The sequence below is a fragment of the Vibrio sp. YT-19(2023) genome, from assembly GCF_033337395.1.
In genome coordinates this window covers 98,369-110,611 of sequence record NZ_JAWOQN010000002.1, presented here as the reverse complement: position 1 = coordinate 110,611, position 12,243 = coordinate 98,369, and the positions used below count along the sequence as shown (strand labels likewise).

General features: G+C 44.8%; 9 protein-coding genes. 7 read left to right on the top strand and 2 right to left on the bottom strand.

The window, feature by feature from the left end; translation table 11 throughout:
• The first annotated feature begins 24 nt into the window (after positions 1-24).
• The 4 genes from R7E78_RS02550 (at position 25) to R7E78_RS02535 (ending at position 3,726) form a co-directional block, all read left to right on the top strand.
• Positions 25-1,032: a LacI family DNA-binding transcriptional regulator gene (locus R7E78_RS02550; RefSeq protein ID WP_318057612.1), complete on the top strand. Its 1,008-nt coding sequence runs from the start codon at positions 25-27 to the stop codon at positions 1,030-1,032.
• Between the two features lie 146 nt (positions 1,033-1,178).
• Entirely contained in the window at positions 1,179-1,823 is a 645-nt protein-coding gene (locus R7E78_RS02545; RefSeq protein ID WP_054576561.1) for a recombinase family protein, read from the top strand.
• The gene (locus tag R7E78_RS02540) at positions 1,820-3,004 is read left to right on the top strand and encodes a multidrug effflux MFS transporter (RefSeq protein ID WP_318057611.1); all 1,185 of its coding nucleotides are present in this window, start codon (positions 1,820-1,822) and stop codon (positions 3,002-3,004) included. Before R7E78_RS02545 ends, R7E78_RS02540 begins: the two co-directional genes overlap by 4 nt.
• 77 nt (positions 3,005-3,081) lie before the next feature.
• A complete protein-coding gene (locus R7E78_RS02535; RefSeq protein WP_102970221.1) occupies positions 3,082-3,726 on the top strand; it encodes an START domain-containing protein in 645 nt (214 codons plus the stop codon).
• 80 nt (positions 3,727-3,806) lie between these two features.
• On the opposite strand, the gene R7E78_RS02530 is transcribed toward R7E78_RS02535, so the two are convergent.
• On the bottom strand, positions 3,807-5,561 hold the full coding sequence (locus R7E78_RS02530) for a hypothetical protein (RefSeq protein ID WP_318057610.1): 1,755 nt from the start codon (positions 5,559-5,561) through the stop codon (positions 3,807-3,809).
• Between the two features lie 427 nt (positions 5,562-5,988).
• Here R7E78_RS02530 and R7E78_RS02525 point away from each other — a divergent pair, with 427 nt between their 5' ends.
• Together R7E78_RS02525 and R7E78_RS02520 are read left to right on the top strand one after the other, a co-directional pair.
• Positions 5,989-6,942, top strand: a complete 954-nt coding sequence (locus R7E78_RS02525) for a M23 family metallopeptidase (protein ID WP_053307982.1) — start codon at positions 5,989-5,991, stop codon at positions 6,940-6,942.
• Positions 6,846-7,298 carry a polymer-forming cytoskeletal protein gene (locus tag R7E78_RS02520; RefSeq protein WP_080773744.1) on the top strand — a complete coding sequence of 151 codons (453 nt, stop codon included), beginning with the start codon at positions 6,846-6,848 and terminating at the stop codon, positions 7,296-7,298. The genes R7E78_RS02525 and R7E78_RS02520 overlap by 97 nt, the downstream gene beginning before the upstream one ends.
• A gap of 87 nt (positions 7,299-7,385) precedes the next feature.
• On the opposite strand, the gene R7E78_RS02515 is transcribed toward R7E78_RS02520, so the two are convergent.
• On the bottom strand, positions 7,386-10,136 hold the full coding sequence (locus R7E78_RS02515) for a M16 family metallopeptidase (protein ID WP_318057609.1): 2,751 nt from the start codon (positions 10,134-10,136) through the stop codon (positions 7,386-7,388).
• 364 nt (positions 10,137-10,500) lie between these two features.
• Between R7E78_RS02515 and R7E78_RS02510 the strand changes: the two genes are divergently transcribed.
• The gene (locus tag R7E78_RS02510) at positions 10,501-12,135 is read left to right on the top strand and encodes a methyl-accepting chemotaxis protein (RefSeq protein ID WP_318057608.1); all 1,635 of its coding nucleotides are present in this window, start codon (positions 10,501-10,503) and stop codon (positions 12,133-12,135) included.
• Positions 12,136-12,243 lie beyond the last annotated feature (108 nt).

The window sequence follows — 12,243 nt, the reverse complement described above, 5'->3', positions numbered from 1 at the left end:
ATTACTGGCAACTAAGTTTTATTCATGAAATCAATTAAACACGTAGTCACATCAAAAGATGTGGCAAAGATGGCAGGCGTCTCTCAATCTACTGTATCGCGCGTGTTTGTTCCGGGTAGCTCAGTATCCGAAAAGACCAAGCAAAAAGTCTTTGAAGCGGCTAAAGCCCTTAACTACCGCCCTAACGCCTTTGCACGTAGCCTGACCACAAACGAATCGAAATTGATAGGTTTAGTGTTTCCTGATGCGGATTACACTATCCATATGAAAACACTGCAATTAATTTCCAGTGAGTTACAGAAAAAAGGTTATTCTGCCGTATTGATTCCATGGCAAGTGGATGAAGAAGAGGGCCACTCAATCCCAAATATCTTCCAGTATCGCGTCGATGGTGTCATTGCTGCTTCCGCAACCTTCAATAAGTCCCTTTATGAAGAATGTGAAGAGTTTAATATCCCAATTGTTCAATACGCACGAGTTGTTGAAGGTACTAGGAGTAGCTACGTTATCAGTGACAACTACGAAGCAGGCCAACAAGCCGCGCAACTTCTGCACAAAAGTGGCGTGAAGAACGCGGTTTATTTGACGGGAGAAGTGCCAACCTTTACGAATGACGAACGCCAAAGCGGCTTCTGCTCTGAATTTGAAGACCTAACCGGCAAGACGCCACGCATCATTGAAGCCAGCTATGACTACGCGAGCTCACTTGATAAAGTCCGTGCCATACTGGCAGACAAAAATCGGCCTGAAGCAGTGTTCTGTGCAACCGATAACCTTGCGATGGCGGTCATGGATATCGCCCGTATAGAATGCGGGTTGAGGATTCCTCAGGACTTACAAGTCATTGGTTTTGATAATATTCCTCAGACAGAATGGTTAAGCTATCAATTAACCACGTTCCGCCAGGATTTCCGTCGCCTCGCTCGCGAGTGCGTGAAGATCATTGTTGATCAAATTAATACGAAAAACGGCAGCCTAGTAAAAATGATGGTGCCAGTGAAGTTAATCGAGCGCCAGACAACAAAAGCTTAAATAGCTATAGCCAGCCATTCGGTTGGCTTTTTTATTTGCCTCTGACTCCCAAACGGCTCATTTAGTGTTGTAAGCATTAATGAACCCATGTATATTTATGAGCTATTACACTATATGAACCAAACAAAAAAAGGCTCATAATCCTTATGACCACGTATCTTTACACTCGTTATTCGCCAAAAAATCGAGCTTACCAAGAGCACCTTAATACTCTAAAAGCTTTTGCTCCCGAAGCTCAGCATTTTGAGGATAAGGTTCGTGGTTGCATGCCTCCAACCGAGAGAGAGGCATTCTTACAACTGCTCGATTCCGTTAGAACTGGGGATACGATTGTGCTCTGGTGGCTGACCGCATTTGGTCGCGACTTTAGTCAAGCATTGAACACAATAAAAATGCTACTCGATAAAGGGGTAACATTGAAAACCGTATGTGAATCACTAACTTTTGAGCCAGGTTCTGTTCAAACTCAAACACTACTCACAGTGTTATCTGGATATGGGAAAGTGCAGACTGAACATCGCCTGTTTGCCGCAGAGCAAGGGCGACAGGCCATTAAAGAGCAGCCAGAATTATGGAAACAGAAGTTTCGCGGCCGCCCCGCAAACAAAACCAAACACCAACAGATCGCAACGTTGCTGCTAGAAGGCTACACATTGCAAAACGTAGCAGAGCAATGCGAAGTCAGTCTATCGACTGTGAAGCGGGTCAAAGCAAAGCTAAATGAAGTGGATGACGAAGGCGGCTTAAGATCACGACGCCAAAAAGGTTGTTTGAATGGAGACCAGTCATGAGTCGCCCAATCAACTCTCATACTATACTACTCGCCTGTCTTATTATTAGCGTTGGCCAGTTGAGCATGGGGCTAGTCATGCCCTCTTTGCCATGGATAGCAAAAGACTTTTCCATCTCCCTCGACCAAGCTCAACTACTTGTGAGTATTTATTTGCTCGGCTTTGGCCCCTCTCAATTTATCTACGGGCCAGTGTCAGATGCTTTAGGACGAAAAAGAGTATTACTTACCGGTTTACTCATCGCGATGTCTGGTCTGCTGATGATTATTTTCTTCAGTGACACATTTACAGGGATGGTGATGGGGCGCTTTTTACAAGGGTTAGGTACAGGATGCTGCGCGGTACTCGCGAGGGCGTCGACTCGAGATAGATTTAGCGGGGATGAACTCCCAGTGGCAATGTCTTACATCGCCATGGCGGCTTCAATCACGCCACTTATTGCACCTGTGATTGGCGGCTTTATCAACTTCCACTTCGGTTGGAGTATGGTGTTTATTTCTCTATTGGGCTATGTCTCGCTGGCTTGGGTAATCATCGCCTTTAAGTTCACAGAAACCATCACAAAACGTTCTGTCATTCCGTCACCCCGAAAAATGTTACTCCAATACAAGAGCTTACTTACGTCTCGTTACTTTATGAGTTTCGCCAGTATCAGTTGGTTAAACTTCAGCTTAATGATTACGACAGTCTCTGTGATGCCATTTATCATGCAAGATCAAATTGGCATGACCTCCGCTCAATACGCGATGTGGGCGCTCATTCCCGCTTTGGGTATGTTATGTGGTACCACGATTTGTAACCGAGTAAGGCCAATTATTGGCAATAAAAAAATGCTGCTCTGCACCCCATTTCTTCACCTCGCTGCCGCAATATGGTTATTTTTCTGTCCTGTTGAGCCTCTATTTCTGATGCTAGGACAGCTATTAATGATCTTGGGTAATGGTATTGCCCTACCTTGTGCACAAGCGATGGTAATGCAACCTTATAAAAAGCAAGCAGGTGCCGCAGCGGCAATGTCTGGTGGTGGACAAATGGTCGTCTCCTCATTGGTCAGCTTAACTCTGGTGCAGCTTGGATTGAGTCAAGCATGGCATCTAGCGATCGTTATCGTAATATTTGCATCGCTTACCTTCACCAACATTCAACGTGGCTTCAGTGCAGAGCAACCTTCAGAACAATAACAAAAAACATACTATTGTCCTTATAGCTACAACAAATCGTATAAACTTAAATTTAGGAAAAGTTGGCGGATACTAACATGATGTTGCATTTAAGAATGGGCGCCTTAACACTCGCCACATTGATATCCGCTGGCACTGATGCGAGCGCCAACGAGAACTGGCAGTTCGAGAGTGACAAGGATGGAATCACAATTTACTCCCGAGAACATAGTGACGGTTTAGTTGAGATCCGTGCCCGGATGTTCACACCCACCAGCTATGGTGCATTTTTAACGCTACTGGAAGACAGTGACAATATCCCGAACTGGATTGACAATGCCAGTCATAGCCGGGTTTTAAATCAGATATCGGCCACCGAGAACATCGTTTACACCCAGTTTAAAGCACCATGGCCTGCCAAAAATCGGGATATGGTCACCTACTCAAAGTACTGGGTCGATGAGCTGGGATTCACCATAGAAATCAAAAGCGCACCTGACTCATATCTTGCTGAACAAAATGGTTATGTTCGAATTCGCTCGGTTGATGCGACTTGGGAGTTACAAAAACTCACAAACGATACAACACTCGTGGAATACAAGGCGTTTGCTGACCCCGGAGGTCTATTGCCAAACTGGCTGATCAACAAACTCTCAAAAGAAAGTGCATGGGCGACATTTAGTAATTTAAGAAAAGAGTTACCTGAATATCAGCAATACTCTCATCCTCAAATAGATGAGTAAGCGTCGCTCTTCCCACTCGCTTTTTAATACGGTACATAATAACAAAAGGCGGCATATGCCGCCTTTTTCTACTCAATGTGTTACTGTTGTGCAACCGTTACAGGTTTAGTTGCACCACGGTAATCAAACTCAAAACCAATACCTTGGTCTGTCACGTCCATCGTCATACCACCAACAAGCTCGCCTTGTAAGCTTTTGACAACATCATCCGGAACCGGCTCCCCTGTGATTGACGACGCACTCTCTAACACTTCCAAAATACGCTCTGAATCAAAATCAAAGCTGAACAAGCCATTTGGAGAAAGTGATTGCGCCATCACTTCTTTGCTTGCTTCCGCAGCACTATCACCACTGTAAAGGGTGAAATGGTTTTCGTTTAGACGAGCAAACACGTCCACCTTCATGCCAGTATGCATTTCTAATAGGTCACTGACATTAACAGGTTGGTTATCCGGTTGAATTTGCAATTGAGCAAGTTCAGGAACGAACATTTGCGCAGTTTGAATAAGCATCATTGGATCATTGGCAGAAAGAGACAACATACCATCTAGCTGGCTAAATACTTCACCATGCTGAGCATTAGTATCTACTTTGATATCAAACATTTGCAGGCTTAACCCTTTGAGGCCGTTAACCATGCCTGACCCCATGCTTACAGCGGCAGCTGGATTCTGGCCGCCCATCTCTTGCTGCATTTGCGTCAATAAAGAGCATTGGTATTGAGGCTGAGTCAAGTCAGCCCAAATCTGACCAATCGATGGCGCTAGCGTATTAATGTCTAAACCAAGCGCCATACTAAAGAAACTCTTATCACTTTTAGACTCTGCCAATACACCACGAATCGACTTGAGCGCATCTAGAATCACTTTACTGTTGGACTCAACAACAAAAGAACCTTTAATGAACGCCTGATCGCCTTTCATCTTGTATTCTGCAAACGCGACGGACTGAGGCCAGTTTTCTGCAACTTGAGTAAGCTCAGTATGGCAGGCTGGTGAACGCATTTCCTCAATAGTTGGTTCAGGATCTATTGCATCCAACGTGCTGATTTGACGAGCAAACATATTGCCATCTTTCGTCGTCAAACCTTTAATCACTTCGCGATGATCAAAGTAACCAAAAGAGTTGTTGTTTTCACCGTATTTGGCTTGCAACGCCTCAAGGCGTCCACTGTCAGCAATATTTTGACTTGGTGCTTCAAGCCCTAATGCCATTTTAATCGGGTTTTGAACGCCCAGTTGCGGAACATCAACCGTTAACGTAAGCACGTTATCAACCACGGCTACAACCAAGCCAATACCGTCCTGCGGGTCAATTGAATCAGTCATCTCGTAACGACGATACTCGACTTCACCAAGCTTAACCAACTCATGCTTAGCGCCGCTCATCTGCTCTTCATGATCCAGTGTTTTCCATAACGCGGCAGGGTCTTCAATATCCACTTTGTACACGGGTACCATACCAATTGTGTACAACACAGGATTAATGTTTTCCCCGGTGCCCAAATAAGCTTTTAATGTTTCTGGCGACGCAGCACTCTCTAGGTATCCATCGAATAAGTTAACTGCAAACTGCTGTTGTGGAGACAGTGGTTCATCGGCAAAAAGTTCTGCAATCGAGCCTTGATTCGCCGTACCGAATGCGTTCATGTATTTATAATGGTTAAAAGGTTCTGTCTGATACGTCACCATAAGTGAATCTGCAGGAACTTGCGTTAACAGTGAGCCTGCATCACTCGCGGTAGTATTGTTTTGGTACAGGTAGCCAGCGCCCCCTGCTGCTGCGACCACTGCTGTAGCCAATAGTAGTTTTTTCACGACCAACTCCGTTGTCATAGTTATGTGTTCCTAAACGAAATGTAACGCTTAGGTTTAAAGCCAATGAATAGTGCTTTATATCAACCGCTATCATAAACAAGTTATCGATGTAATGAATGTCGGTTTGATAAATTATCCAACATTTATAAGGCAAACCGTGAAGTAAGTTGAATTGCGTGCGGATGCTATTGGCAATATTCACAATCCAATTTCTCGGATAACCGCCTTAAAAATCATAATATTCAGTTAAATGAAGCGATTTGGAGTAATTACGACCAAAATCAGCAGAATATTAAATCTTTATTGATTCTTTTATCTAATATCTGAAAACGCCTCACGACCTGACACTTCTTTCCAATTTGCCTCTGGCGGTCCCTACTCGTTTTCCTTACATTCCTACTAACTCAGTGACGAGACGTATACCAAATACGAGCAATAGAAGACGATGAAAGACCAGTTGACGATCTCTATATCAACTATCAATGGCTCAAGACATTGGTACTTCAGTAAAAGGATGCAACGTAACATAAAAACGTTTTTCGTTTTTTTTGTTGTTGCTCTGGCCGCGACCGTAATCTTAATTCATCACTTGTACACTCGCGTTGATAATGCAGCGTTAAAACAAGCTGAATTGACAGAGCATTCACGCACCATGGGTGAAGAGCTCAGCACACTGAAAACACTTAAATCAGAGCTAGAAAATGACCTTTCAGAACGGGAAGAACGGGTACAACTTGTTTCGGAACGTTTGGGTGAATTAGAGAAAGTGCTTGGGGTTGGAGAACATACCTCGACAAATAACTTGGATGCTAGGCTCGATGCGGCGGCGATAACCTCAAACGTTCGCATGGTGTTATTAAACCAAATACCAAGTGGTTCTCCAGTCGGCAAGGTACGGCTATCTTCCGGATTCGGTAAGCGTATCCATCCGGTGACAAAAGTTGCCAAGATGCATCGTGGGCTCGATTTTGCCGTAAATATCGGCACCAAAATTTATGCCCCTGCCGATGGGGTAGTGGAAGTCACCCGCCGCAGTAATAAAGGCTCTGGTAACTTCCTCAGGCTGCAACATTCTTTCGGTTTTTCGAGTTCTTATTCGCACTTGAAAGCGTTCAAAGTAAAAAGTGGTCAGTTCGTCAAAAAAGGGCAGCTGATTGCAATTTCCGGCAACAGTGGGCTCTCTTCTGGCCCTCACCTGCATTACGAGGTGCGATTTGTTGGGCGAGCACTGAATCCGAAACCATTTGTCGATTGGAGCCTTAATGATTTCGAAGACATTTTTACTAAGGAGCGAAGAATACGATGGGAATCTTTAATCAAAACAGTGGAACAACGAGTAGCTCAGCAGCTTCAACTCTCATCGCCAAAGGCTGTTCTCTTAGCGGAGAACTCAAAGTAGAAAACGATGTCCAGATTGATGGCATCGTCGATGGTCAAATTAACGTGGAAGGCACTCTCGTTGTCGCAGAAAGCGGGCGAGTAAACGGTGAAATCTACGCTAAACAGCTGATCATTAATGGCATGATGGACGGAAACTGTCACGCAGAACACATTCAAGTGCTTGCCAAGGGACGCGTAAGCGGTAGGATCTGGAGCAATAACCTCAGCATTGAACCTGGTGGCAAATTCTTTGGTGAAGCAGCCGAATTACCTGAAAAGGAAGTGGTAACGTTAAAGGGTAAGGCTCAAGACAGTGCGATCACAAAAGAAAACAACACCAACAATGAAAAGCGACTTGCGCGTAAATCAGCATAAAAGCTTTGATTAAAGTGCTTAAAAAAGACGGCTTTCACGCCGTCTTTTTTATTACTATTGCCACGATTTTCGTCAGAAACTACGTGATTATTCGGCCGGATTTAAAACCATCACCGAGCGTTTTGCTTGTGGACCAAAAGCTGATTTTGCATGCGCTTTCACTTCATCTAACGTCACACTTTTAGCCACTTTCTCAACGTCAAGTAACACATCGACGCCGTAATCATGCACCAAATAACGAGTATATGCCCATGATCTCTGTGCTGGGTTGTCATCCAATCCTTGCATCGCGACTGCCAGTTGTTTCGCGGCCGTATCCACTTCTTTTTGGGTAATATTTGACGCTAAATCATCAAACACTTTGCCCAGTTTACTCTCTAAAAGAGCCACGTCTTCGGGCTCGACTTGAGACTCCAAAAGCCAATCAGAGATGGGTTCGCGATCTTGTGTCATGGTGTAAATGCTTGGGCTGTAATCAAGGCTAGACTCTTCTCGCACAATATCCAAAACACGCGCATTACTAATACGTTGCAAAATATCTTCGATAACCGTGTCTCTTGCCGTACGTTGGTAATCGCTCGTATTAGTCAAACGCATTACATACAACGATGAAGGTTCATGCCCATCCGCAACCACAGTTCGCTCCGGCACTTCCGGGTTAAACGCAACGCGATAATCAATCGAACGACTAGGTTTCATTTCGATAGAGGCCACATACTTACGCAAAAGTGGTGTAATTTCTTCCGGCTCTACGTTTGCAACAATAACCATCTTAAAACCATCATTGGTTTTGAAAAGTTGCTCATGCACCGCTAGTATCTGCTCGGAAGTCACTTGTTCAACATCATCACTGGACACTATACGATGACGACTCCCCGGCAAATAAGAATTGCCGTTTGCTTTTTGAATCAGTTTTCCCATCGGTGATTCAAAAAAAGCGCCGCTCTGCTGTTTAAACTCTTGCTTCGCTGCCGCCATCTGGCGCTCGTCGACTTTAATCTCCGTCGCTAGGTTGTATAGTCCATTCAAAGCATCGGTTAGGTGCGTATTTGGCGCCGTAATTTGCGCTCCGTGACTGGTCGCATCAAGCATCGCGCCAAGCGCAATGTTGTTTTTGCGTAAGTAGCTATCTAGCTCTGAACCAGAAAATGCCCCTAACCCACTGCGTATTGCCGTTGTTGCTGCGATTTCATAAGCGGCATACAACGTCGGATCAACAGCGGCTTTACCACCTTGGCTCGCATAGTAAATATACGCTCGACCACCCGCTTTAGTATCTTTTTGGAACCACACTTCGACACCGTTTGATAGCGTATAGACTTGAAAACCACCCGCTTCCTGACGCATGCTCGTGATGCTGCCTTCCTGGGTAGGCTTTAAGAATCCATCCACTTTGTCATACATCTCTAACGGTTTTTCGCCAGTTTGAAGATAGGCACTGTTTAGAGCGGCAAATACACCATTGAACTGTTCTGACGTTTCGCTTTTCCCCAAACCAATAAAAAAGCTTGGCTGCTGAGATAACAAAGCCGTCAATTGTGTGTTAATGCTCTCTAAATTCTCGTTGTTGATGAATTCTGCCAAACTCTGGGCATAATTCTCTTTTGATTGGCTGACACTGTCTTGTCCAATTTGAAAAACACGTGCTTCTGCGTAACTGTTTGGCTTACGCTGACTCCAATCTGAATCAATATTTGCAAGTTCACCTTGCCAATTTGACATAACGCTATCTAACTCGGATTGAGTCGCACCATAATCTCTCAATGACGCCAAGGTACGAATGAAAGTCTGGTGCATTTGTTCGCGGCGATCTGGTGCAAACGAAATCCCTGCCGACATCATACGCTGATAGTTAGAGTAATAGGGCTCTGCATAAGCGTATTGAAAAGGTTCAGCGGCATCACTGAGTACACGGATCAAACGCTGTTGAATGAGTTGTGTTGCGACTTCATCGCGCCACACTTCATGTTGTTGCTCAATCGTCGCGCTGCCACTTAGACCACGCTCAATCACTAAATGAAGACTTGGTGATTCCATCGTGTTACTTGGCAAGATTCTGTTTTCGTTGTTCACTCGAATATCACGGCGCTTCTCTATTACCGTATCCGAGGTACTTTCCCAGTTCGAGAACTTGCTTTTGATAATCTTGGACAGTGAATCTACGTCGATATTACCAGTCACAATCAACTCGGCATTTTGTGGCTGGTACCACTTGTCGTAAAACGCCTTTAACTTACTCGAGGAAGCGTTTTGAATCGCTTCGCGAGTACCAATTGGGTCATGCTCACCATACATAGTGCCTTCAATCGAGGCTTGGTAAGCATGCATAGAAAAGGACTTATCATCCGGATTAGCACGTCGCCATTCCCCAAGAATCACCCCTTTTTCTTTCTCTACTTGCTCAGGAGTAAACTCAAGTCCGTTACCGATATCTCTCATCCACTTCAGGGCATCTTCTAGCTTCGTATTATTCGCAAGGTCAAGTTGGTAAGACGTTTGCTGATAACTGGTAAAAGCGTTGATATCAGCGCCAAAGCTACCACCAGATTGCTCGAAAAGTTTGACAACGTCGTTACCGGTAAAATGCTCACTACCATTAAACGCCATATGCTCAACAAAGTGAGCGTAACCCTTTTGAGAAGATGTTTCTTGGAATGAGCCGATATTCATCACCAAACGGACCGAGACTTCTTGGTCTTCTGTTGGATAAAGATGGTATTTCATACCGTTCGATAACTGGTCCACGTGCCAGTTAGCGTCAGGTTGAATCGGCGTCGACTGTTGTATCAGAGCACACCCTGACACTAATAACGCGGGGACTAACAATATACTGCGCATAACGATTGCCCATAACAATGATTAAGCTAATCAATATATATCCGGTGCTATAACCTTCACATTTTTAATGGATTATCAGACACGTAAATGTGATAAAGATCACCATTTATTGAAATCAATTCTCATTTACAAAAATCGACAAATACTTACTTTACAAATACATAAATAATATCGTTCCAAATCCTTTTGCTTATTTGGTGTAAAACTCAAATTCGCGACATGGAGTCAGTATTTATTTTGAGCAATAAAATATAATTATTGAACAGATTCGAATCTGACTTTCTGCTGCATATTCAACAGCGCAGAGAGCACTGATGAGAATAAAAACACAACAACTATTATTCAAAGATCTATTATTCGCTTTATGTTCAAAAATCTATCATTAAAAAACAAACTGGCAATCTCTGCCAGTGCCGCCATCATTCTAGGGGGAGTGCTGGTAGAGGGGCTGTCTTTTCGAGATTCATTAAATAGGCTCGATGTCGAAGTCGCACAGCGACTAGAAAGCACTAGCGCATCTTACAATCAATACGTAAAGGACTGGCTACTCTCTAAAGAGCGCGCACTAACTTCACTCTCTTCTGATTCAGAGAAACGTTCTCTGGTTACGCATTTGAAACAAGTCCGAGACTCTGGCGCGTTCGATAACGTTTTCCTCGCTTACCCGGACGGGTCACAAGACAACGCTAATGGGGTGGTTTTGCCACCAGGTAATAACGATCCTCGTAAGTGGGGCTGGTACACCAATGCAATCGCCAACCCATCGAAAGTCTTTATGGATAACCCGACCGTCGCAGCTGCCACGGGGGCTAACGTCGTGTCGCTCGGTAAAGCCCTGCAATTGCATGGTCAAACCGTCGTTCTGGGTGCTGACGTAGAGATCGGTGATATCCTGAACAGTCTCAACCAAGTGATCCTACCGGGTGAAGGTTATATGTTTATTGCCAATGAACAGGGCAATATTTTCACTCATAACAACGGTAAACTGCTGAATCAACCGGTTAGCGAGTTAGGCCTCAACAACAACGACATTACGTCTGCCGCACGTTCAGGTACAGAGCGTCGCGTCTCTATTAACGGCACCGAATATGTGATTTACGCGCGCCACATAGAGGGTACCCAGCTCACAACAGTGACGGTGTTAGATCAAAACTCGTTGGTTGCCCCACTCTACGATGCTGTTTGGGATCAGATCATCGCAACCACCATCGTCGTCGTTATCTGTGTAGCTTTGTTTAATCTGTTATGTAACATCTTGTTCCGTCCGCTCTACAACGTTTCGAATGCGCTCGCACAAATCGCAAACGGCAGCGGCGACCTAACTCAACGCATCAAAGTAGAAAACCGTGACGAAGTTGGTGAGCTGGCTGAAAACTTCAACCAGTTCGTTGAAAGTTTGCAGCAACTTATTGGTCACATTCGTCACCAAGCGGAAGAACTGAGCCAACAATCGGAGCTGAGCACGAATCGCGCGAATCAATCGGTTTCCGATCTGAACCATCAGCAACAAGAAATCACTATGGTGGCGACCGCTGTGACTGAAATGGCATCGGCAACGCAAGAGATTGCAGCACATGCAGAGCAGACGGCTAAAGCCGCTCAAGACTCTTCAGCAAGCACACAAAACGGTCATGAGTTGGTGATCAACTCCAAATCGTCCATCAATAATTTGTCTTCTGAAGTCAACCAAGCGAGCGTTGTCATCGGTGAGCTCAACCAGCTCGCGCAAGGTTCGGTGGAAGATGCTGATCGCGCAGCACTGGCTCTGGATGAAATCAACGCGGCCGTTGCGCTGATCAGCGATATGGCAACGCAAATCGCGACCGCCGCCGAAGAGCAAACGCACGTAACCAATGAAATCACGCAAAACGTCACGTCCATTAAAGATGTGACCGATCACTTGGTAGTTGGTGCCGAAGAATCGATGAATCAATCTGCTGAGCTGAAATCGCAAGCTGAGGATCTCAACTCGAAAGTAGCAACATTTAAACTGGCTTAAACGCCACATTAAGGACGCTCTTAAAAACAACAAACCCCGCTAGCGACTTTGTTACTAGCGGGGTTTGTTTTTATGGATCGACGTTTTTATTGCAGATAGCTTTCGAAA